The organism is Kitasatospora sp. MBT66 (assembly GCF_000710405.2).
Classification (GTDB): domain Bacteria; phylum Actinomycetota; class Actinomycetes; order Streptomycetales; family Streptomycetaceae; genus Kitasatospora; species Kitasatospora purpeofusca.
In genome coordinates this window covers 360,205-383,501 of sequence record NZ_JAIY01000011.1, presented here as the reverse complement: position 1 = coordinate 383,501, position 23,297 = coordinate 360,205, and the positions used below count along the sequence as shown (strand labels likewise).

14 protein-coding genes and 1 pseudogene are annotated in these 23,297 nt (G+C 74.0%); 13 read left to right on the top strand and 2 right to left on the bottom strand.

The window, feature by feature from the left end:
- From BI06_RS32440 to BI06_RS32415, 6 genes are all read left to right on the top strand, one after another.
- A partial coding sequence (locus BI06_RS32440; RefSeq protein WP_233290375.1) for a type I polyketide synthase occupies positions 1-3,963 on the top strand: 3,963 nt, incomplete at its 5' end.
- 31 nt (positions 3,964-3,994) lie between these two features.
- Positions 3,995-10,432, top strand: coding sequence for a type I polyketide synthase (locus BI06_RS32435; RefSeq protein WP_063795058.1), 6,438 nt, complete (start codon positions 3,995-3,997; stop codon positions 10,430-10,432).
- Between the two features lie 17 nt (positions 10,433-10,449).
- Positions 10,450-11,319: a 3-hydroxyacyl-CoA dehydrogenase family protein gene (locus BI06_RS32430; protein WP_043474332.1), complete on the top strand. Its 870-nt coding sequence runs from the start codon at positions 10,450-10,452 to the stop codon at positions 11,317-11,319.
- 71 nt (positions 11,320-11,390) lie between these two features.
- Positions 11,391-11,672 carry an acyl carrier protein gene (locus tag BI06_RS32425; protein WP_030397161.1) on the top strand — a complete coding sequence of 94 codons (282 nt, stop codon included), beginning with the start codon at positions 11,391-11,393 and terminating at the stop codon, positions 11,670-11,672.
- Positions 11,665-12,780 (top strand): acyl-CoA dehydrogenase family protein, encoded by a 1,116-nt coding sequence (locus BI06_RS32420; protein ID WP_043474112.1) that lies wholly within the window; start codon positions 11,665-11,667, stop codon positions 12,778-12,780. Before BI06_RS32425 ends, BI06_RS32420 begins: the two co-directional genes overlap by 8 nt.
- A 35-nt stretch (positions 12,781-12,815) precedes the next feature.
- Positions 12,816-13,949 (top strand): HAD family hydrolase, encoded by a 1,134-nt coding sequence (locus BI06_RS32415; protein WP_051742398.1) that lies wholly within the window; start codon positions 12,816-12,818, stop codon positions 13,947-13,949.
- A 76-nt stretch (positions 13,950-14,025) separates the two neighbouring features.
- Here BI06_RS32415 and BI06_RS32410 read toward each other — a convergent pair whose 3' ends face one another.
- A complete protein-coding gene (locus BI06_RS32410) occupies positions 14,026-14,688 on the bottom strand; it encodes a class I SAM-dependent methyltransferase (protein ID WP_043474109.1) in 663 nt (220 codons plus the stop codon).
- Positions 14,689-14,825: 137 nt separating this feature from the next.
- Positions 14,826-16,724 (bottom strand): AfsR/SARP family transcriptional regulator, encoded by a 1,899-nt coding sequence (locus tag BI06_RS32405; protein ID WP_043474107.1) that lies wholly within the window; start codon positions 16,722-16,724, stop codon positions 14,826-14,828.
- A 530-nt stretch (positions 16,725-17,254) separates the two neighbouring features.
- Between BI06_RS32405 and BI06_RS32400 the strand changes: the two genes are divergently transcribed.
- The 7 genes and pseudogenes from BI06_RS32400 to nadE all read left to right on the top strand — a co-directional run bounded on the left by BI06_RS32400 (position 17,255) and on the right by nadE (position 23,285).
- Positions 17,255-18,016, top strand: a complete 762-nt coding sequence (locus BI06_RS32400) for a thioesterase II family protein (RefSeq protein ID WP_030397166.1) — start codon at positions 17,255-17,257, stop codon at positions 18,014-18,016.
- Positions 18,017-18,048: 32 nt separating this feature from the next.
- Entirely contained in the window at positions 18,049-18,429 is a 381-nt protein-coding gene (locus BI06_RS32395; RefSeq protein WP_043474105.1) for a LuxR family transcriptional regulator, read from the top strand.
- Between the two features lie 559 nt (positions 18,430-18,988).
- Complete coding sequence (locus tag BI06_RS32390; protein WP_051742397.1) at positions 18,989-20,281, top strand: class I SAM-dependent methyltransferase; 1,293 nt, start codon at positions 18,989-18,991, stop codon at positions 20,279-20,281.
- A gap of 94 nt (positions 20,282-20,375) precedes the next feature.
- Positions 20,376-21,560: a macrolide family glycosyltransferase gene (locus BI06_RS32385; protein WP_043474103.1), complete on the top strand. Its 1,185-nt coding sequence runs from the start codon at positions 20,376-20,378 to the stop codon at positions 21,558-21,560.
- A gap of 90 nt (positions 21,561-21,650) precedes the next feature.
- Positions 21,651-21,779, top strand: a pseudogene (locus tag BI06_RS54045) (VOC family protein); the annotation flags it as partial.
- A gap of 56 nt (positions 21,780-21,835) precedes the next feature.
- Positions 21,836-22,366 (top strand): chloramphenicol phosphotransferase CPT, encoded by a 531-nt coding sequence (cpt, locus tag BI06_RS32380; RefSeq protein ID WP_043474100.1) that lies wholly within the window; start codon positions 21,836-21,838, stop codon positions 22,364-22,366.
- Between the two features lie 94 nt (positions 22,367-22,460).
- Complete coding sequence (nadE, locus tag BI06_RS32375) at positions 22,461-23,285, top strand: ammonia-dependent NAD(+) synthetase (RefSeq protein ID WP_030397171.1); 825 nt, start codon at positions 22,461-22,463, stop codon at positions 23,283-23,285.
- Positions 23,286-23,297: the final 12 nt, after the last annotated feature.

The window sequence follows — 23,297 nt, the reverse complement described above, 5'->3', positions numbered from 1 at the left end:
GGTCGTTCGGTGTTGGTGTTCCCGGGTCAGGGTTCGCAGTGGGTGGGGATGGCTGCGGGGTTGTTGGCCGGGTCGGAGGTTTTTGCGGGGCGGATGGCGGAGTGCGAACGGGCTCTGGCTCCTTATGTCGACTGGTCGTTGGCGGAGGCGCTGGGTTCGGAAGTTCTGTTGGCGCGGGTGGATGTGGTGCAGCCGGTGCTGTGGGCGGTGATGGTGTCGCTGGCGGAGGTGTGGCGTTCGTTCGGTGTGGTGCCGGACGCTGTGGTGGGCCACTCCCAGGGTGAGATTGCGGCCGCCTGTGTGGCCGGCGGTCTGAGTCTCGACGACGGGGCCAGGGTCGTCGCGTTGCGTTCCCGCGCGATAAGGGTGCTGGCGGGGCGTGGCGGAATGGCGTCGTTGCCGTTGCCCGTGGACGTGGCGCGGGAGCGGCTGGCCCCGTGGGCGGACCGGTTGTCGGTGGCGGCGGTCAACGGCCCGTCGTCGACGGTGGTGTCGGGTGACGCGGACGCGGTGACGGAGCTGGTGGACGTCCTGGTCGGTGAGGGGGTGCGGGCGCGGCTGATCGAGGTGGACTATGCGTCGCACTCCGCGCATGTGGAGGAGATCCGCGAGCGTCTGCTGTCCGACCTGGCGGAGATCGCTCCGGTCTCGGGTTCGGTGCCGTTCTTCTCGACGGTGACGGGCGACTGGCTGGACACCAAGGCCCTGGACGCCGGGTACTGGTACCGCAACCTGCGGGAGACGGTCGAGTTCGGGCGGGCGACCGCGACGCTGCTGGGGGAGGGTTTCCGGTTCTTCGTGGAGCCGAGCGCGCACGCGGTGCTGGGCGTGGCGGTGGGGGAGTCGGTGGATGCCGCGGGCATGGATGCCGCGGTGCTGGGGACCTTGCGGCGTGGGGAGGGCGGTCCGGAGCAGGTGTTGCGTGCGGTGGGTCGTGCGTGGGAGCGGGGCCTGGCGGTGGACTGGTCGGGGGCCTTCCCGCAGGCGCGCCGCGTCGAGCTGCCGACGTACGCCTTCCAACGCACCCGCTACTGGCCCGAGCCGGCGCCCACCGCGGCGGCCGATGTGGGCTCGGCCGGGCTCGACCCGACCGACCACCCCGTCCTCGGAGCGGCCGTCGAGCTGGCCGACACGGGTGAACTGCTGCTCAGCGGAAGGCTGTCGCTGCGTACCCACCCCTGGCTCGCCGACCACGCCGTGGCCGGTACGGTCCTGCTGCCCGGCGCGGCCTTCGCGGAGCTCGCGGTACGCGCCGCGGACGAGGCCGGATGCCGCACGGTGGAGGAACTGACGCTCCAGTCACCGCTGTTGATACCCGTCGACACCGCCGTCCGCCTGCAGGTGCGGGTCGGCGCGGCGGACGCGCACGGCAGCCGCTCCCTGGACGTGTTCTCCTGCCGCGAGGACGCGGCGACCCCGACCTGGACCGCGCACGCGACCGGCGCACTCACCACCGACGCCACGACCCGCGAGCCGTCGCCCGCACCCGGACCGGACGACGCCGGCTCCTGGCCCCCGCCCGGCGCCGTCCCGATCCCCGTCGACGACCTGTACGAGCGGTTCCACGGCTCCGGCTACGGCTACGGCCCCGCCTTCCGCGGGCTCACCACCGCCTGGCGCCGGGGCGAGGAGATCTTCACCGAGGTACGCCTGCCCGAGGACCAGCACCGGTCCGCCTCCGCCTTCGGTGTGCACCCCGCCCTCCTGGACGCCGCCCTCCAAGGGCTGTTCCTGCGCGCCCGGCCGGAGACCGGACCGGACCCGGACCCGGACTCGGACCCGGACCGACCGTCCGCCGGGCTGCCGTTCTCCTGGGGCGGGGTCAGGCTGCACGCCTCCGGAGCCACCGCGCTCAGGGTGCGGCTCGGCTTCGGGCCGGACGGATCGACGTCGATCCACGCGACCGACCCGAACGGCCTCCCGGTCGCGTCGGTCGAGGCGCTCGCCGTCCGCCCGATCGACCTCGATGCCCTCCGCCCGGGCGGCGGCCCGGAATCCCTCTACCGGGTGCGGTGGTCGGCGGCGCCCGCCACCGCACCTGCCGAGCCCCTCGGGCACGTCGCTGTGCTCGGGGGCGGGGAGCTCTTCCCGGACAGCCGTCCGGACCTGGCCGCGCTCGGTGCCGCGCTGGAGGCGGGGGCGCCGCCGCCCGCCGCGGTGCTGGCCTGGTGCGGCCGTACCCCGGACCTCCCGTCCCCGCCCGACGCCGCATCCGTGCACACCGCACTGGACGACGCCCTGCGGCTCGTCCAGGACTGGCTGGCCGACCCGCGGTGGGACGACGGCACCCGGCTCGTCCTCGTCACCCGGGGCGCGGTCTCCACGGCAGCCGGTGAGGAGGTCACCGACCTCGTCGGCGCCGCGGTCCGCGGCCTCGTCCGCTCCGCCCAGTCCGAGCACCCGGACCGCTTCCTGCTGATCGACACCGACGACCCGGCCGCCGTGACCGGCCTGCTGCCCCGGGCACTGGCCGGAACGGAACCCCAACTGGCGATACGCGCCGGACGACTTCTCGCCGCCCGCCTCACCAGGGCCACCGTCGCCACGGACCCGACCCCGACCCCGACCCCGGGCACGGACACGCTCGCGGGCCAGGCCCCGGCCGCCGCACCGTCCGGCATCGCCGCAGCCGGGGGGACCGTCCTGGTCACCGGCGCCGGCGGCGCGCTCGGCGGCCTGGTCGCACAGCACCTCGTGACCGCGCACGGCGTACGGAACCTGCTGCTCGTCGGCCGGCGCGGCGCGGACGCCCCGGGCCTGGCCGACCTCGCCGCCGAACTGCGCGGACTCGGCGCCCGGGTGGACGTGGAGGCCTGTGACGTCGCCGAGCGGGACGCGCTCGCCGCCCTGCTCGCCGGCATCCCCGCCGACCGTCCGCTGAGCGCGGTCGTCCACGCGGCCGGCGTCCTGGACGACGGGACGGTCGAGTCGCTGACCCCCGCGCGGATGCGGCACGTACTGCGGCCCAAGGTCGACGCGGCCCTCAACCTGCACGCCCTCACCCGCGACCTGCCGCTGTCGGCCTTCGTCCTGTTCTCCTCCGCGTCCGCCACGGTCGGCAACGCCGGGCAGGGCAACTACGCGGCCGCCAACGCCTTCCTCGACGCGCTCGCCCAGCACCGCCGGGCCCTGGAACTGCCCGCCCAGTCGCTCGCCTGGGGCCTGTGGGCACGCCGCAGCACCATGACCGGCACGCTCACCGCCGCCGACCTGCGGCGCATGTCCCGGGGAGGCACCGCGGCCATCGGCAGCGAAGAGGGCCTGGCCCTGTTCGACGCGGCGCTCACCCTGGACGAACCGCTGCTCGTCCCGGTCAGGATCGATCTCGGCCGACTCCGGGCGGCGGCCCGGACCGCACCCGTCCCGGCCCTGCTCTCCGCCCTGGTCCCCGGCACCGCACGCCGCCCCGCCTCCGGGGCGGACGCCGCCGAAGCGGACTCGCTGCGCCGCCGGCTGACCGGCCTCACCCCGGAGGAACGCGTCGCCACCCTGCTGGACCTGGTCCGGAGCCGGAGCGCCGACGTCCTCGGCCACGGCGGGGCCGGGGCCGTCGACCCGGACCAGGCGTTCAAGGACCTCGGCTTCGACTCGCTCACCTCCGTCGAACTCCGCAACCGGCTCAGCGCCGCCACCGGCCGCCGGCTGCCCGCGACCCTGGTCTTCGACCACCCCACCCCGGCCGCCGTCGCCGCCCACCTCACCAGGCTCCTGGTGCCCGACGGGCCGGGCGGCCCCGCCGCCACCGGGAAGGCCGCCGGGACGCCGGGCCGGACGGACCGGGAGGACCACGAGATCAGCTCCCTGCTCGCCGCGATCCCGCCCGCCGCACTGCGCCGGGCCGGTCTCCTCGACGCGCTCCTGGACCTCGCCGACCGGCCTGGGACACCGGCTCCCGCCGCCGACATCCATGACATGGCGGTCGACGAACTCGTCCGGATGGCCCTGGGCGGCGAACGTGACTGACCGACAGCCGCAGAAGGAGAAGGCCAACCCCATGCCCACCGACACGGACCAGGTGGTCGCCGCCCTGCGTGCCTCGCTGCTGGACAACCAGCGCCTGCGGCAGGAGAACCGGCGGCTCCGCGACGACTCCGCCGAGCCCATCGCCATCGTGGGGATGAGCTGCCGCTACCCCGGCGGTGTGCGCACCCCGGAAGACCTGTGGGACCTGCTGGTCGAGGAACGCGACGCGGTCTCGCCGTTCCCCACCGACCGCGGCTGGGACGTCGAGGGCGGCTTCGACGCCGACCCCGACGCCCCCGGCACGTTCTACGTCCGTGAAGGCGGCTTCCTGCACGACGCGACGGGCTTCGACCCGGGCTTCTTCGGCATCTCCCCGCGCGAGGCCCTGGCCATGGACCCGCAGCAGCGGCTGTTGCTGGAGGCGTCCTGGGAAGCGGTGGAACGCGCGGGCATCGACCCGACGACCCTGCGCGGCAGCCGCACCGGCGTCTACACCGGAGTGATCTACAGCGAGTACGGGTCCCGGCTCGGCCGGGTTCCCGACGAGCTGGAGGGCTTCCTCGGCACCGGCACCATCCCCAGCGTCGCCTCGGGCCGGATCGCCTACACCCTCGGCCTGGAAGGCCCGGCGGTCACCCTGGACACCGCCTGTTCGTCCTCCCTGGTCGCCGTCCACCTCGCCTGCCAGGGGCTGCGCTCCGGGGACACCACCCTCGCCCTGGCCGGCGGGGTGACCGTGATGTCCACCCCCGGCCTGTACGTCGGGTTCAGCCGCCAGCGCGGCCTGGCACCCGACGGGCGCAGCAAGTCCTTCTCGTCCACCGCGGACGGCGCCGGGTTCGGGGAGGGTCTGGGCCTGCTCCTGCTGGAACGGCTCTCGGACGCCCGGCGCGCGGGGCATCCCGTCCTGGCCGTCGTCCGGGGTTCGGCCGTCAACCAGGACGGCGCCAGCAACGGGCTGACCGCCCCGAACGGGCCCGCGCAGCAGCGCGTCATCGGCGAGGCGCTCGCCCGTGCCGGACTCGCCCCGTCAGAGGTGGACATGGTGGAGGCGCACGGCACCGGCACCGTGCTCGGCGACCCGATCGAGGCCCAGGCGCTGCTGGCCACGTACGGTCAGGACCGGCCCGCCGGGCGTCCGTTGCGGCTGGGGTCGTTGAAGTCCAACCTGTCCCACACCCAGGCCGCCGCGGGCGTCGGCGGGGTGATCAAGTCGGTGCTGGCGATGCGGCACGGCGTGATGCCGCGCACTCTGCACGTCGACCGCCCCTCGCCCCGTGTCGACTGGAGCGAGGGAGCTGTCTCCCTGCTCGCCGAGGCCGCCCCCTGGCCGGAGACGGGACGGCCGCGCCGGGTCGGGGTGTCCTCCTTCGGTGCCAGCGGGACCAATGCCCACGTGATCCTCGAACAGGCCGTCGCCGGGCCGGTCGACGCGACCGCGCCGACCCTGACTGCGCCGACCGACGCGACGGCCGCCACCGACAAGCCGGTCGACCGGCCCGCCACGTCGGAACCTGCGCTCGCCACCGTCCCCTGGATCCTGTCGGCGCGCACGCCGGACGCGCTGCGCGCCCAGGCGGCGGCGCTGCACGAGCGAGTGGTGGCGGAACCGGGCCTGAGCGTGCTGGACGTCGGTCATTCGCTGGCGGTCGGACGTTCGCGGTTCGCGGAGCGTGCGGTGGTGGTGGGGGCGGACCGGGACGAACTGCTGGCCGGTGTCGCCGCCCTGTCGCGGGGCGTGGGCTCGAAGAGCGTGGCCGTCGGCAGCGGGCTGCTCCCGGGCCGTTCGGTGCTGGTGTTCCCGGGTCAGGGTTCGCAGTGGGTGGGGATGGCCCTGGGGCTGCTGTCCGGGTCGGAGGTTTTTGCGGAGCGGATGGCGGAGTGCGAACGGGCTCTGGCGCCTTACGTCGACTGGTCGTTGGCGGAGGCGCTGGGTTCGGAGGCGCTGTTGGCGCGGGTCGACGTGGTGCAGCCGGTGCTCTGGGCGGTGATGGTGTCGCTGGCGGAGGTGTGGCGTTCCTTCGGCGTCGTCCCGGACGCCGTGGTCGGCCATTCCCAGGGCGAGATCGCTGCCGCCTGCGTGGCCGGCGGCCTGAGTCTCGACGACGGGGCCCGGGTGGCCGCGCTCCGGTCCCGTGCGGTGGGGGTGCTGGCGGGCCGTGGCGGTATGGCTTCGGTGCCGCTGCCGGTGGACGCCGCGCGGGAGCGGATCGCCCCGTGGGGGGAGCGGCTGTCGGTCGCGGCGGTCAACGGCCCGTCGTCGACCGTGGTGTCGGGCGACGCGGACGCCGTCACGGCGCTGGTGGAGTTACTCCTGGAGGAAGGAGTGTGGGCGAGTCGCATCGAAGTCGACTTCGCGTCGCACTCCTCGCAGGTGGAGGAGATCCGCGAGCGGTTGCTCTCGGATCTGGACGGCATCACCCCCCGCTCGGGTTCGGTGCCCTACTACTCCGGCGTGACCGGCGACCTGCTGGACACGAAGGCCCTGGACGCCGAGTACTGGTACCGCAACATCCGGCAGGGCGTCGAGTTCGGGCGGGCGACCCGCTCGCTCCTCGCGGCCGGGCACCGCGTGTTCATCGAGGCCGGCCCCCAGCCCGCCCTGATGTACGCGATCGAGGACACGGCCGCCGACGCGGGCGCCCCGGAGACGCTGGTGCTCGACACCCTGCGGCGCGGGGCCGGAGGGCTCCGCCGGCTACAGCTCGCCCTCGCCGAGGCACACGTCCGGGGCCTGCGCGTCGACTGGGAGCGGCTGTTCGCGGGAACCGGCGCCCGGCGCGTGGACCTGCCCACGTACGCCTTCCAGCGACGCCGCTACTGGCTCGACGCCCTGCCGGCGGACCACGATCAGGCGTCTGTCGGCCAGTCCGCCGTGGACCACCCGCTGCTCGGCGCCGCGGTCGAACTGCCCGACGACGCGGGCACCCTGTTCACCGGCCGGCTCTCCCTGACTACTCACCCCTGGCTCGTCGACCACGCCGTGGCCGGAGCCGTGATCCTGCCCGGCGCGGCCCTCGTGGAGCTGGCCGCGCACGTCGGCCGCCGCCTCGGCTGCGCTCTCGTGGAGGAACTGACCCTCGCCGCCCCGCTGCTGCTGCCCGGCGACGCCGCCGACGACCACGCCGTACAACTGCGGGTACGGGTGGGTGCCGAGGACGGCACGAGGCGGCGTCCGGTGGAGTTCCACTCCCGGCCCGAGGCCACCCCCGGTGCCGCGGACCGGCCCTGGACCCGGCACGCGACCGGCACGGTCGGCCCGCTGGACCCCTCGGCCGACCGGGACGACACGGCCGACCGGAATGCCACGGCCGACCGGAACGCCACGGACGACACAGCCGATCCGGCCGAGACGGCCGGTACGTGGCCCCCGTCCGACGCCGTCCCCCTGGACGTGGAGGAACTGTACGGGCTGCTCGAAGCCCGCGGCGTCGCCTACGGCCCGGCGTTCCGGGGCCTGCGCGCCGCGTGGCGCACCCCGGACGCGATCCACGCCGAAGTGGCCCGGCCCGACGGCCTCCCCGGCACCGGAGCGGACGGCTTCGGAGTGCACCCGGCCCTCCTGGACGCCGCCCTCCAGACGACCGGTCTGCGCGAAGGCGCCGCGACCGCGGAGTCCGCCGACGGCGTCCCCCTGCCGTTCTCCTGGCAGCGCGTCGCGATCGGGGCCTCCGACGCGCCGGTTCTGCGCGTCCGGCTGCGCCCCGACGGTCCCGATGCCGTCACCGCGCGGATCACCGATCCCTCGGGGCGCACCGTGGCGACGGTCGGCTCGCTCACCCTGCGCACGGCGTCCACCGCCGCACTGCGGGCGTCCGCCGGCTCCGTCTTCCACGTCGGCTGGACGCCGGTCACCGCCGGGCCCGGCCCGCGCCCGGTCACCCGCTGGGGCCTGCTCGGCCCGCGGGACGAGCGGCTGCTGCCGGCCGGTTTCCCCGCCGATCCGCTGTCCGGGACACCCGACGCGCTGCTGATGACCTGCCCCCCGTCCGCCGCCACCGTGACCGGGAACGCGGACCCCGCAGTGGTGCACGCGGTCGCGGCCGAGGTCCTGGACCGTCTCCAGGCCCACCTGGCCGACGACAGCACCGCCCGTACGCCCCTGGTGGTGCTCACCCGGGGGGCGACCGGCCCGCTCGGTGCCCAGCCGCAGCCGGCCGACCTCGGCGCTGCGGCCGTCTGGGGCCTGCTGAGGGCCGCTCAGCTGGAACACCCCGACCGGTTCGTGCTGCTGGACACCGAAGGGCCGGACCCGGACGGTCTCGGCGACGCGCTCACCGACCTCCTCGCCACGGGCGAGCCGCAGGCGACCCTGCGCGGCGGCGTCCTGTACGCGCCCCGACTGGTACGGCCGCCGGCCACCACTGCTGCGACCGTCGCGCCCCCTTCCACGACCCGGCCGGCCGGCCCGTTCGGGCCCGCCGAGGGGACGGTACTGGTGAGCGGCGGCGGCTCCCTCGCGGCCGTCCTGGCGCGCCACCTGGTCGCCGCGCACGGGGTACGCCACCTCCTCGTGCTGAGCCGCCGCGGCGCCGAGGCCCCCGGCATACCGGAGCTGACGGCGGAGCTGGCCGAGGCCGGTGCCGAACTGACGTCCTTCAGCTGCGATGTGTCCGACCGTCAGGCCCTGGCCGCCGCCCTGGCGGCCGTCCCCGAAAGCCGTCCCCTGTGTGCTGTGGTCCACACCGCCGGAGTACTCGACGACGGTCTGCTGGACGGGCTGACGGGGGAGCGGATGGCCGCCGTCCTGCAGCCCAAGTTCGACGCCGCCCGCCACCTCGACGAGCTGACGCGCGGAGCGGACCTCTCCGCGTTCGTCGTGTTCTCCTCCGCCGCGGGCGTGCTGGGCAGCCCCGGCCAGGCGGCCTACTCGGCCGCCAACGCCGCGCTCGACGCCCTGGTCGCGGAACGCCGACGGCTCGGACTCCCCGGCCTGTCCCTGGCCTGGGGCCCCTGGGAGCGGGTGAGCGGGATGACGGCGGAGCTCGACGGCCCCGACCGGCGGCGCATCGACCGGCGCGGCGCCCGCGGCCTCTCCGACGAGGAGGCCATGGCCCTGCTGGACGCCGTGTGCGCCGCGGACGCCGCCTCGCCGGGGGACGGGAGCCCCGTGGTGCTGGCCCACCTCGACCTCACCGCGCGCGGCGACGACCCGGTGCACCCGATGCTGCGCTCCCTGGTCCGGCGCAGCCCGGTCGCGACGACCGGAGCGCAGAGCACGCCGACCGCCGCCGCAGCGCTGCGGCGCCGGCTGGCTGCCGCCGCCGACGACCAGGAACGCGAACTCGTCCTGCGCGAACTCGTCCTCGCCCAGGCCGCCGAGGTCCTCGGCCACACCGACTCCGGGGCGCTGTCCGCGACGGTGCCCTTCCTCTCCGTCGGGTTCGACTCGTTGACCGCGGTCGAGCTCCGCAACCGGCTGGCCGCCGCCACCGGACTGCGGTTGCGGCCCTCCGCCGTCTTCGACAGCGGCACCCCCGCCGCGCTCGCGACGCGCCTCGCCACCGAGGCCCGGGCGGAGGACACCCCCCGGCCCGGAACGGCACCCGCACCCGGAGCCGACGCACCCGCAGCCGCCGTACCCGGCACCGCCGCCGACGCCGCCGACACCGACCCGGTGAGCGTGCTGTTCCGCCGGGCCTGCGTGCTCGGGCGGATCGACGAGGGCATCGCCCTGCTCAAGAACGCCTCCGTCCTGCGCCCGGCCTTCCACAGCGGCGGCGACCTCGCGGCCGCCGGCACCGGCCCGCGACTGCTGCGCCTCAACGAGCGCGCCGACGCCCCCGTGCTCGTCTGCTTCGGCTCCATCGTGGCTCTCGGCGGCGCCCACCAGTACGCCCGCTTCGCCTCCCGCTTCCGGGACCGTTACGCGGTCGCCGCCCTGGACGCCCCCGGATTCACCCCCGAGGAGGAACTGCCCGCCGACATGGCGGCCCTGCTGGACTTCCAGGCGACGACACTGCTCCGGGAACTGCCCGGACGGACGCTCGTCCTGGCCGGCTCCTCCTCCGGCGGCACGCTCGCCCACGGGGTGGCCGCCGAGCTGGAGCGGCGCGGCGAGGGCCCGGCGGCCGTGGTGCTGCTGGACACCTACCTCTCCGACAACCGGGGCATCACCCAGTTCAACGACGTCCTGCTGGGCGGCATGTTCGCCCGCGAGGACCGGGCGGCCCCGATGGACGGCGCCCGGCTGACCGCGATGGGCGGCTACTTCCGTCTGCTCGACGACTGGAAACCCTCGGCGGTCGCTGCCCCGCTGCTGCTGGTCCGCGCCTCCACCCCGCTCGGCCGCCCGTCCGCCGAGGCCGGTGACTGGCGCTCGACCTGGGACGGCGCCGACACCGTCGTCGATGTTCCCGGCGACCACTTCTCGATCATGGAAGAGCATGTCGCGACCACCGGTGACGCCGTCGCCGACTGGCTCGGCGCCACCCTCCGCAGCACCCTCCGTACCCCCGACGACCTGTGAAGACGAAGGAGAACCCGTTGACCGCGGCCCCGTACGACGATCCCCCCGCACGACCCGCCCTCACCGTGCTGGGAGCCGGGGTGATGGGCGTCGGAATCACCGTCCTCGCCCTCGGGCACGGCCTGCCGGTCCACCTGGTCGACATCGACCGGGAACGGCTCGACCGGGCCTCGGGCCTGATCGACGGCGAACTCCGGCTGGCCGAGCTGATGGGCGCCCTGCCGGCCGGGACGGCCCTCGGCACCCTGGCCACCGGCACCTCGCTCAAGGCCGCCGCCGGAGCCACCGCCGTGGTGGAGGCGGTCACCGAGAACGCCGCGATCAAGGCCGCGGTGCTGTCCGAGGTCTCCGGACTGGTCCGGCCCGGAACCCTGCTGATCACCAACACCTCCTCCATCCCCGTCGACGAACTGGCCGGGGCCCTGGAGCGGCCGGAGGAACTGGTCGGCACCCACTTCATGAACCCGCCCTACCTGATCGGCACCGCCGAAGTGGTCCGCGGCGCCCGGACCGGGGACGCCGCGATGGCCGCCGTGGCGGCCCTGCTGACGACCCTGCGGCGGCGCGCGGTGGTCGTCCGGGACGCACCCGGCTTCGTGACCAGCCGCATCCTGCACCCGATGATCAACGACGCGGCCCGGGTCGTGGAGGAGGGCACGGCGACCGCCGAGGACGTCGACGCCCTGATGCAGGGCTGCCTGGGACACCCCACCGGCCCGCTGCGCACCGCGGACCTGATCGGCATCGACAACCTTGTCGACTCCCTCACCGTCCTCCACGAACGCACCGGCGACGACGGCTGCCGCCCCACCGAACTGCTGCTCCGGCTGGTCAGCGAGGGGCGGCTGGGCCGCAAGTCCGGGCGCGGCTTCTACGACTACGGCTGAGCACCGTGCCCGAGCCGAGCACCGCGCCCGAGCCGAGCACCGCACCCGATCACCCCGACGAGGAGAAGGCCATGACCACAGCGAACACGCCCAACACCCACGACCTGGAGAAGGAACTGCTGGGCTTCCTGGAAGCACGTACCGGAACCGCCTGGGACGCCGACACCGACCTGTTCGACGCCGGTGGCCTGTCGTCCCTGTTCGCCATGCAGGTGGTGGTGCACCTGGAGCAGACCTACGCCATCGCCGTCCGCGGCGCGGACCTGCGGCTGGACAACTTCCGCACCGTCCGGCGGATGGCGGAGCTGGTGGACCGGCTCCGGGTGCCCGCCGCCGGGGGCCTGAATGGGTGAGGACCTGCGCGGTGCCATGACCTCCGTCACCCTGCGGGTCGGCGACCTGGCGGGGGAGTGGGACCGGAGCGGCCTGATCCCGCGGGCCCTGCTCCGCGAACTCGGCGCCGAGGGCCGGTTGTGCGCCGAAGTCCCGGAGCAGTACGGCGGCTGGGGGCTCAGCAGCACGGACAGCGGCGCGTACACCGCCCATGTGGGCGGGCTGTGCAGCTCGCTGCGCAGCGTGATGACCTCCCAGGGCATGGCGGCCTGGACCATCCAGCGCCTGGGCACCGCCGAGCAGGCGGCCGCCCACCTTCCCCGGCTGACCGGCGGCGCACTGGCGGCGGTCGGCTTCAGCGAGCCCGGTGCCGGCAGCGACCTCTCGGCGATGACGACGACCGTCCGCCGGGACGGCGACGCGGTCGTCGTCGACGGGCACAAGAAGTGGGTGACCGCCGCCCACTACGCCGACCTGCTGGTCGTCGTCGGCCGCTACGAGGACGGCGCGGTGGCCGTCGTGGTGCCCGCCGACACGCCCGGCGTCCGGATCGAGCGGATCGCCGACCCGCTCGGCTGCCGCGCGGCCGGGCACGCCGACGTCCACCTCGACGGGGTGCGGCTGCCGGCCGACAGCGTCCTGGGCGGTCACGGGCTGCCGCCCGCCCTGCTGGTGACGACCGCGCTGGCCTACGGGCGGATGTCCGTCGCCTGGGGGTGCGTCGGCATCCTGCGGGCCTGTCTGGCGGCGGCCACCGCACACGCCGCCGGACGGGAGCAGTTCGGCCGGCCGCTCGCGGAGCACCAGCTCGTCGCCGGACACCTCGCCGACCTCTACACGGCGGAGCAGGTGGCCACGCGGGCCTGCGAGCACGCCAGCCGCTGCTGGGACGAGGGGTCGCCGGACCAGGTGGTGGCGACCGTACTGGCCAAGCACGTGGGCGCGACCCAGGCCGCGCGGGGCGCGGCGACGGCCGTCCAGGTACTGGCCTCGGCCGGGTCCCGGGACGGGCACACGGTGGCCCGGGCGTACCGGGACGCCAAGCTGATGGAGATCATCGAGGGCAGCAACGAGCTGTGCCGGCTGATGCTGGCGCAGCACGCCCTCGCCACCGCGGGGGCACCGTGAGCGGGCCCGCGGCCGAGAGGACGAGGAAGGACGACATGGCCGACACCGTCAAGTGCCTGGTCTGGGACCTGGACGACACCCTCTGGCAGGGCACGCTGCTGGAGGACGGCGAGGTGCACCTGCCGGACGAGGTGCGCAAGGTGGTGATGGAGCTCGACTCCCGGGGGATCCTGCAGTCCGTCGCCAGCCGCAACGACCACGAGCACGCCTGGGCCCGGCTGGAGGCGTTCGGCCTGGCCGAGTACTTCGTGCTGCCGGAGATCGGGTGGGGCGCCAAGTCCGAGTCGGTGCGCCGGATCGCCGACCGGCTGAACTTCGCGCTCACGACCGTCGCCTTCGTCGACGACCGGCCCGCCGAGCGCGCCGAGGTGGCCTTCCACCTGCCCGACGTCCGGTGCTACCCGGCCGAGGAGGTCCTCGCCCTCCCCGGACTCGCCGAGTTCACCCCCGCGACCAGCACCGTCGACTCCCGGCGGCGTCGCGAGATGTACCAGGCGGGCTTCCTCCGCGAGGCCGAGCGGGCGGCCGCCCCCGGCCCCGACGAGGAGTTCCTGCGCTCCCTGGACCTGCGGATGCGCATCGGCCGGGCCACCGGCGAGGAGCTGTCCCGGGTCGAGGAACTCACCCTGCGCACCAGCCAGATGAACGCGACCGGGGTCCACTACCCGGACGCGGTGCTGAGGGGCCTGATCACCGACCCCCGGCACGAGGTCCTGGTGGTCACCCTCACCGACCGGTTCGGCCCGCACGGTGCGGTCGGCGTCCTGCTGCTGGAGCGGCACCCGGGCCTGTGGCACCTCAAGCTGCTCGCCACCTCCTGCCGGGTCGTCGCCTACGGCGCCGGCGCGACCCTGCTGAACTGGCTGGCCGACTCCGCCGCCCGGTCCGGAGTCCACCTGGTCGCCGACTTCCGGGAGACCGAACGCAACCGGATGATGGAGATCGCCTATCGGTTCGCGGGCTTCGAGGGCCTGGACGAAGCCCCGTGCCCGTGTGCCGCCGTCCTCGCACCGGCTCCGGAGGACTCCGGGCTCCAGCGTCTGCACCTGGTCCCCGGCCCGCGCGTGGTGTCCACCGTCGTCACCGTGGACGCGGTCGACCTGGGCGTGCCGGACCTGGGCGTGCCGGACCTGGATGTGCCGGACCTGGGCGGCGTGCCGGGGAGCTGAACGTGCCGGAAAGGAGCCCGGGAACGTCGTTGACCGCCGCGGCGGTCCGGCGCTCCCGGGCTCCGGCCAGCCGCCCTCAGCGCTTGCGGACGAGTGTGATCCCGTCGGCCATCACCAGCAGCGACAGCTCCACCCGGGGGTCCTGGTGCAGCAGTCGGTTCAGGGCCCGGACCCCGGCGGTGTCCGGGTCCGTCGCGGCCGGATCGGCGACCCGGCCGAAGAAGAGGGTGTTGTCGACCACGATCAGGCCGCCGGAGCGCAGCAGTGCCAGCGAACTCTCGTAGTAGGAGACGTAGTTGGTCTTGTCCGCGTCGACGAACACCAGGTCGAAGCTCGCCGGCCCGCGTTCGGCCAGCAGCGCGTCCAGGGTGGCGGAGGCGTCGCCGATCCGCAGGTCGATCCGGGAGTCGACCCCGTCGCGCTTCCAGAAGTCGGCGCCGATGGCCGGCCACCGGTCCTCGATGTCGCAGGACACCAGCACTCCGTCGGCGGGGAGCGCCCGGGCCATGCACAGGGTGCTGTAGCCGGTGAAGGTGCCGATCTCCAGCACCGCCCGTGCCCCCGTCAACCCGACCAGCAGGGACAGCAGTTGGCCCTCCTCCGCCATCACCTGCATGGCGGTCCCGCCGGGCAGGTCCGCGGTGGTCTCCCGCAGCTCCCTCAGCAGGTCGTCGTCACGGAGGGAGACTTCCCGGACGTAGGCGAGCAGGTCGTCGGTGGCTGTTGTCTGGTCGGCCATGGCGAGGGGGTCCTCTCGAAGGGGATCGGAGCGAAGCGGATCGGGGCGGAAAGAATCGGCGTGAAAGTGGTCAGCGGGAGAGTGCCCGGGCGATGTGGGCCGGGCCCCGGGCGCCCGTCGCCGGGCCGCCGGCGCGGTCACCCGGCGCGCCTGTACGGGTGGTCGTGCCGGCTCACGGCGGCCGCCTGCGCCTGCTCGAGGGCGTACGCCTGCAGCAGCGCGTCCAGCCGGTAGCGCCCCTCCGCCGGCGCACCCAGCAGGTTCGCCTCGACCAGGGCGTCCAGGGCCTCCTCGGCCTGTGCCTCGGGGCAGCCGAGCATCACCGCGACCCGGCTGCTGGAGACCGAACGCGCTCCGGCGGCCCCCAGCGCGGTGAACACCTCGGCCGGGTCGACCGCCGCCGGGCCGGCCTCGGCCGGAGCCGTCCGCCGGAGCCCGCCGTGGTCGGCGTCGAGGGAGGGCCGGACACCGAGGTCGCCCGCGAACAGTTCGTCCAGCAGCCGCGGGGCCTCCGTGAGCCGGCGGGCGAAGTGCCCGATGCTCCAGTGCGGGCGCTCCAGCAGCCGGGTCCCGGCGATCCGGATCGCCAGCGGCAGGCCCGCGCAGACCGTCAGCACCGAACGGGCCGCCCGCGGTTCGGCGCCGATCCTGGCCGGGCCGACGATGTTGCCCAGCAGTTCCAGCGACCCGGCGTCGTCCAGCGGGTCGAGCAGAAGGGTGCGCGCCCCCTCCAGATCGGCCAGCCGCCGTCGGCTGGTCACCAGCAGCCTGCTGCCCCCGCTGCCGGGTATCAGCGGCCGCACCTGCGCGGTGCTGGAGGCGTTGTCGAGGACCACCAGCAGCCGGCGGCCCGCGGTGAGCGAGCGGTAGAGGCTCGCCCGTTCCGACTCCTCCTCGGGTATCTCGTCCCGGGGCACACCGAGGTCCGCCAGGAACCGCGGCAGCACCGCCCGGGCGGTCAGCGGCCGCGCGGCTCCGCCGAGGTCCGCGTAGAGCTGGCCGTGCACCGAGGAGCCGCGCACGGCGTGCGCCGCGTGCAGGGCCAGCGCGCTCTTGCCGACACCGCCCCGGCCGGTTACCACAGCCGTCGCCACCATGCCCGCCGGCATCGTGCCGGCCGTGAGGAAGTGCTGCAGCCGCGCCAGCGCACCGGAACGGGCCGCCAGCGGCAGCGGGACCGAGGGGAGCTGCGCCGGACTCGGCCAGCAGGACCTTTCCCAGGCGGTGGGCGGCACCGTCGCGACGGCCGCCTCCGGGGCCGTCGCGGGCTGCTTCAGCGGGTCGGGCGTACGGGGCCGGTCGTGGGCCGCGAGGATGCTCCGGTGGACCGCCCGCAGTTCGGCGCCCGGCTCGGCGCCGAGCTGCTCGACGAGCAGCACCCGGGTGCGCCGGTAGAGGTCCAGGGCCTCCGACTGCCGTCCCGAGCGGAACAGCGCCAGCATCAGTTTGCCCACCAGTGCCTCCCGCAGGGGGTGCTTGCGCACCAGCCGCGTCAGCTCCGGCACGACCTCGGCGTGCCGCAGCAGCGACAGCTCCGCGTCGAACCGCAGCTCCGTGGTCTGCAGGCGGAGCTCCTGGAGGTAGCGGCCCTCCACATCGCGCAGCATCCGCGACGGGATGTCGACCAGCGGCTCCTCGCGCCACAGGGCGAGCGCCTCGGCCAGCTCGGCGGAGGAGCCCTCCAGGTCTCCGCGCTCGGCCAGCTCCGCGGCGCGCCGGCGGTGGGCCGTGAACTGTCCGAGATCGCTCTCGTGCTCGCCGAGTTCGAGGAGGTAACCGGGCGCCCGGGTGAGGATCCGGGCGGAGGCGTGCTCGCCCAGCGACTGCCGCAGGCGCATCACATAGGTGCGGACGGTCGCGGCGGCACTCGGCGGCGGGGCGTCGTCCCAGACGTACTCGGCGATCCGGTCCACCGAGATCACCCGGTTGGCGTTGAGCAGGAGCGCCGCCATGACCACGCGCTGCCTCGGCGCCGACACGTGCACCTCACGTGCGTCCAACCGGACCGAAAGCGGGCCCAGCAACAGGAAGTTCAAGGGAGTCCTCTTCCTCGCACGATCGGTGGGCAAGACTGCCACCAGCGTCTTGGGTGGCCTTGTGCGGGTCAACGCGGTCCTGTCGTGTCTAGGTGTATTCCTAGAGCACAGGTCTTGCGCTCATGCCGGGTTTACGCTGCGCGGCACCGTCACGGCAGTCGGGACAGGCCGGCGCCCGGCGCCGCCGCTCTCCGGACGGGGAGCCCCGGCGCAGCACCTGATCGGGCTTGCTCCACTGTTCCACCGGGTACCCGTGCTCCGCACCACAACGTTCCCACCATTCGCTGGCGAAACAGCCGGAATCGAACCGGACATGAGCGGTCGGGTGCGGTCCGATGCGTACTTGCTGATATTCCGATGGACATGGCAGGCTGTCATATGCCGCGCTCGTGACTCGCCGAGCGCCGTCGATCGGAGATTCCCGTATCAGCAAGTACCAGTCGGCCACCGTTGCCGAGGGTGCCCCACGTGGTCACCACACCCCGCCCGCAGGCACCGCGCGGATTTCTCGAAAGGAATGAAAGGCCGACATGACCTCCCTCTCCTTGGGCAGCGACCTGTGGTGCCGCCGCTTCCATCCCTCGCCGACAGCCACGCGCCGACTGGTCTGCTTTCCGCACGCCGGCGGCTCGGCGAGTTTCTACTTCCCGGTGTCCGCCGCGCTGTGCGGCCCGGTCGACCTCCTGGCCGTGCAGTACCCCGGCAGGCAGGACCGCCGGGAGGAACCCGGGGTCCAGGACCTGCACCGCACGGCCGACGAAGTGGCCGAAGCGCTGCGCCGCTGGGACGACCTCCCCCTGACTCTCTTCGGGCACAGCATGGGCGCGCTGGTCGCCTTCGAGGTGGCCCGGCGGATCGAGCGCGCGGGCGGTCGGATCGACCATCTCTTCGTCTCCGGTCGGAAGGGGCCGTCCGCGGACGGGCCCGAGCTCGCCCACCCACTCGACGACGAGGGCATCGTGGCCGAGGTCAGAGCGATGAGCGGCACCGACGCCCGGCTCCTGGAGGACGAGGAGTTGCTGGGGATGGTGCTGCCCGCGCTGCGCGGCGACTACCGGGCCCTGGGGGCCTACCGGGCCGACCGCGACGCCGCGGTCGACTGCCCGGTCACCGCCGTGGTCGGGGACCGGGACCGCTGGACCCCGGTCCCCGAGGCCGGGCGCTGGCGCGACCGCACGACGGCGGCCTTCGACCTCAAGGTCTTCCCCGGCGGGCACTTCTACCTCAGCGACCGGGCGGACGAGGTGACCAACATGCTCCGCGAGCACCTCGCCGGCACGCTTCGGGCCTGAGACCACGGACGACAGGAAAGGAAGACCGAGGAGTGACACCGGCAGCGACCTCCGAGGAGATCAAGCCCGCGCCGCGGCCGACGCGGTCCGAGCCCGCCGACGACGCCCGTCCGACGGGCGGGCACCTTGCCGGCGGTGCGGACGTTCGGCGGCTGACCGCCGTGGACGTCCGCATTCTGGAAGGCGTCGCGATCGGCACCTCGACCGCACGGCTGGCGGCATCGCTCTATCTGAGCCGGCAGGGCATCGAGTACCGCATCGGGCTGATGATGCGCCATTTCCAGGCCGCGAACCGGCCCGCCCTGGTCTCCCGGGCGCACTCCCTCGGTGTGCTGAGCGTCGGGGCATGGCCACCCCGCGTTCTCCCGGAATTCCACGAGTCCGAGAAGAAGGTGGCGCGCACTGTTCCCTGAACTTCCCCGTGGGCCCCGCCCGGGCGGACAGGCCGAAATCAAATCATTTCCGAGGGCGGACAATGCATGCCGATGGTGTGCTATCGGCCATTTTTTCAGACCCGGATAGCGTATCGATATCGCGTCACGAGACAGGCTCCCGAACCTCCGGTCGGACGCCCTATTCTGCGTACTGTCCTGTCGTGCCCACTTCTGCCGCACCACGCACGGTCCGCACCACCAACCCCTCCTTCACGCCGCGGCACAGGAGCTGTCAGGAGTTCGGGGTACCTGTTTCGGCGGCGGCGTCGGGGCCGAGCTGCACGGCCTGGAGCTGTACCGGACCTCCCGGTCCGTGCAGGGGTGGTTCGAACAAGTCTCCGTGCAAACCCGGTCCGGTGGTCAGTCGGAGATCCTGACCACCGCCTACGGCCTCGGCATCGACCTCTCCGGCGCCCCGGCCCTGTTGTGACCGCCGCCACTTGCGCCGACTCCGGCGATGACCGAGGCGTCACCCCGGCCCGGAAGCAGCCCCGATCCGTTCCCCGTCCTCTCGACTCCCTCGTGGAAAGGCTCACGCATGACCGCCCTCACCGGACAGCACGAGAACGGACAGCACGAGAACGGCCCGTCGGACCACGACTCGGACCCGCACGAGACCGGCCTGCGCCGGATCCGCGCCCTGATCCTGGCGGCGGACGGGCCCGAGGCGCAGCTTGCGGCGGTGATCAGGTCGGCGGGCGCCGAGCAGACGGCCGCCGACCTGGTGGACGAACTGGCCGGCCGGGCCGACCTGAGCGAGCAACTCGCGGCCGCAGCCGCGGTGGTGGAGTTCGCGCTCGCCTTCGACGGCCAGGTGCTCCGGCACCACCTGCTGACCGGCCCCAAGGCCGAGCACCGCACCGGGCCGGCCGACGAGCCCAGCGCCACCGTCGAGCTGGACCTGCTCGACCTGGCCCGCGCCGTCTTCGGCGCCCGGCACACCGCAGGCAACCGCACGCCCAGGATCACCTGGCACGGCATCGAGGACCCGGCTCGGCTGATGCACGTACTGCCGGCCTTCCCGGTCGTCCAGCAACTGCTCCGCGGCCTGGTGGAACAGCCGCTCGACCTGGCCGAGTTGTCGCTGCGCCACGGGTCGGACAAGTGGGGGCTGCACTACTACACCGAGCACTACGCCCGGCACTTCGCCCCGCTGCGGGACCGGCCGCTCACCGTCCTGGAGCTGGGGATCGGCGGTTACGCCGATCCGGCGGCGGGCGGTGGCTCGCTGCGGATGTGGAAGCGGTTCTTCCGGCGGGGTCTCGTCTACGGGGTCGACGTCTACGACAAGACGGCGCTGCGCGAGCAGCGGATCCACACCGTCCAGGGCGACCAGGCGGACCCGGCCTTCCTCACCGCGCTGGCCGAGCGGATCGGACCGATCGACATCGTCATCGACGACGGCAGCCACTACTGCCCGGACGTCATCGCCGCCTTCGGCGCGCTCTTCCCACACGTGGTTCCGGGCGGGCTCTATGTGATCGAGGACCTGCAGACCTCGTACTGGCCGGGCTACGGCGGCAGTTCGGAGCGGCTCGGCGACCCGACCACCAGCATGGGATTCCTCAAGCAACTGCTCGACGGCCTCAACCACGAGGAGCACGAGCCGCCGACCGCGTACCGCCCGAGCGGGACCGACCGGACGCTGGCCGGCGCGCACTTCTACCACAACCTGGCGATCCTCGACAAAGGCCGCAACGAGGAGGGCACCGTTCCCGCCTGGATCCCGCGACGGCAGCTGAGCGCCGAGGAGATCGCGGGCGCCCAGTGGGTCGCCGAGCAGCAGTCCGCGCAGCAGTCCGAGGCCGGCCCGGGCCAGGACCCCAGTTGAGCCGCGCGGCCTGCCGCGCCCCTTCCCCCTTCCCCCTTCCCGCATCGCGCTTGCCTCTTCCTTCTTCCCTCCTCCCGACACCGACGGAGTAGCAGTGAGCCACATCCTGATGGTCAACATCCCGGCCCACGGCCATGTCTTCCCCACTCTGGCGGTCGTCGGTGAACTGGTACGCCGCGGGCACCGGGTCACCTACGTGGCCGTCGACGAGTTCGCCGAGGCCCTGGCCGAGGTCGGCGCCGAACACCTGCGCTACGACTCCACCCAGCCGCTGGACAGCGTGGGCGGTCCCGAGAACGGGCGCACCCCGCTGATCTTCCTGGACGAGAACATCGCCATCCTGCGCGCGGTCCAGGAACGGTTCGACGATGCCAGGCCCGACGCGGTGGTCTACGACGCCGTGGCCTTCCAGTCCGGCCGGGTGCTGGCCCACACCTGGGGGATCCCGGCCGTCCAGTCGACGCCGTTCTTCGCCTCCAACGACACCTACTCCTTCGTGCAGCAGATGATGGAGGCGGACGGCGCAGTCCCGCTCACCGAGGAGGTGATGGTCGAATTCGGCGTCCGGATGGCCGAGTTGCTGGCCTCGTACGGCGTCGACGAGCCGGTGCACGAGTTCATGATGCGCACCGAGAGCCTCAACCTCGTCCACGTGCCGCGGTTCTTCCAGCCGTACGGCGAGAGCTTCGACGAGCGCTTCGCCTTCGTCGGGCCGTGCCTCACGGAGCGCGCCTTCCTGGGGGAGTGGCAGCCCCCGGCGAGCGGCCTGCCGGTGGCGCTGGTCTCGATGGGGACCGTGCACAACAAGCATCCGGAGTTCTTCCGGCTGTGCGTGGACGCCTTCGCCGAGTTGCCCTGGCACGCCGTCGTCTCGGTGGGCAGGGGGATGGACCCGGCCGACCTCGGTCCGCTGCCGGACAACGTCGAGGTCCACCGCTGGGTCTCGCACCTGGAAGTGCTCCGGCACGCCCGGCTGGTGATCACCCACGGCGGCATGGGCGGCGTGCTGGAGTCCCTGGACGCCGGCTGCCCGATACTCGGAGTGCCGTCCTGGCCGGACGTCGCGGCCAACACCGCGCGGGTGGCCGAACTGGGCCTCGGCCGGGTACTGCTGCCGGCGGAGGTCGACGTGAGCCTGCTGCGGGCCGCGATCACCGAGGTGGCCGCCGACGCGGCCGTGCGGGAGCGGGGAACCGAGGCGCAGCGGCTCATCCGGGAAGCGGGCGGCGCCACCCGCGCCGCCGACGAGATCGAGGGCTACCTGAAGCGCACGACCTGACCACACCGCAGGGCCTCCCCGACGAGAAGCGGAACGACCGACGGCCGCCCGGGGGACCCGGTGTGCGGTGCGCGCCGCCATGGCGGGCCGATGTCATCGATCAAGCAGTTCCAGGTCACCTTCGACTGTGCGGTACCCGAGCGCCTCGCCCGTTTCCGGTGCGAGCCGCTCGGGTACGTCGTGCCGCCGCCACCGGAGGGGTTCGCCACGTGGGAGGATCCGCCCGCCAGGAGTCCAAGCTCGCCGGGCCGCCCTCCCACCGTAGGCTGCGCCCTGTGCGCACACAGGTGATCGTCCTCAACGGGGGCTCCAGCTCCGGCAAGACCACCCTCGCCCGGACCCTCCAGAACCTCCTGCCCGGCCCATGGCTCGCCTTCAGCGTCGACACCCTCGTCGACGCCCTGCCGGCCAGGCTGCGCGACGGGGCCGAGGGCATCGCCGTCGACACCGAGGCCGTCACCGTCGGGGACACCTTCCGGCTGCTCGACACCGCCTGGGCCCACGGCATCGCCGCCATGGCCCGGGCCGGAGCCCGCGTCGTCGTCGACGACGTCTTCCTCGGCGGCCCGGCCTCCCAGCAGCGCTGGCGCGACGCCCTCGACGGCCTGGAGGTGCTCTGGGTCGGCGTCCACTGCGCCCCGGAGACCGCCGCCGCCCGCGAAGCAGCCCGTGGCGACCGCGCGGCGGGCATGGCCGCCGCGCAGGCGGTCGCCGTCCACCGGGGTATCGGATACGACCTGACGGTCGACACCGGCACGCACCCGGCCGAGCGGTGCGCGGTACTCGTGGCGGCCCGGGTGGAGTGAGCGTCGGGGGCGGCCGTGGGCGGCCGGGGGGCTCCTCTAGAGTTGGGGGCCGGTCCGGTGAACGGGGGCCGGTGGGCAAAGTGAGGAGCAGGTCGTGAGCGACGTGGCGGCTGTGCAGCAGGAGATCGCGCGGGAACTCCAGGTGGGGTCGGAGTTCGACGCGGCGGTGGAGATCGAGCGGCGGGTGGCGTTCCTGGCGGAGCGGCTGACCTCGACCGGCCTGCGGTCGCTGGTGCTGGGGATCAGCGGCGGCGTGGACTCGACGACCGCCGGCCGGCTGTGCCAGCTGGCGGTGGAGCGGGTGCGGGCGGCCGGGCACGAGGCGACGTTCTACGCGATGCGCCTGCCGTACGGCACCCAGGCGGACGAGGCGGACGCCCAGCTCGCGCTGGAGTTCATCCGCGCGGACCGGGTGCTCACGGTCGACGTGAAGGCGGCGAGCGACGCGGCGCTGGCCGCGGTACGGGCCGGCGGGACGCAGTTCCGGGACGCGCACCACGAGGACTTCGTGCAGGGCAACATCAAGGCCCGGCAGCGGATGGTCGCGCAGTACGCGGTGGCCGGCGCGTACGACGGCCTGGTGGTGGGCACCGACCACGCGGCGGAGGCCGTGTCGGGCTTCTTCACCAAGTTCGGCGACGGCGCGGCCGACGTGGTGCCGCTGACCGGGCTGACCAAGCGCCGGGTGCGCGCCGTGTCGGAGGCGCTGGGCGCGCCGGCCGCGCTGGTCTGGAAGACGCCGACCGCCGACCTGGAGACGCTGAAGCCGGGCCTGCCGGACGAGGACGCGCTCGGTGTGACCTACGACGAGATCGACGACTTCCTGGAGGGCAAGCCGGTGTCGGAGGAGGCGTTCGCCGCGATCGTCCGCCGCTACCGGCTCACCGAGCACAAGCGGCAGCTGCCGATCGCGCCCTGACGGCTCGGCGGC

Excerpts from the sequence above, each read along its gene's own strand:
- BI06_RS32435 (WP_063795058.1), top strand. The coding sequence starts at position 3,995 with ATGCCCACCGACACGGACCAGGTGGTCGCCGCCCTGCGTGCCTCGCTG.
- BI06_RS32425 (WP_030397161.1), top strand. The coding sequence starts at position 11,391 with ATGACCACAGCGAACACGCCCAACACCCACGACCTGGAGAAGGAACTG.
- BI06_RS32420 (WP_043474112.1), top strand. The coding sequence starts at position 11,665 with ATGGGTGAGGACCTGCGCGGTGCCATGACCTCCGTCACCCTGCGGGTC.
- BI06_RS32415 (WP_051742398.1), top strand. The coding sequence starts at position 12,816 with ATGGCCGACACCGTCAAGTGCCTGGTCTGGGACCTGGACGACACCCTC.
- BI06_RS32410 (WP_043474109.1), bottom strand. The coding sequence starts at position 14,688 with ATGGCCGACCAGACAACAGCCACCGACGACCTGCTCGCCTACGTCCGG.
- BI06_RS32400 (WP_030397166.1), top strand. The coding sequence starts at position 17,255 with ATGACCTCCCTCTCCTTGGGCAGCGACCTGTGGTGCCGCCGCTTCCAT.
- BI06_RS32390 (WP_051742397.1), top strand. The coding sequence starts at position 18,989 with ATGACCGCCCTCACCGGACAGCACGAGAACGGACAGCACGAGAACGGC.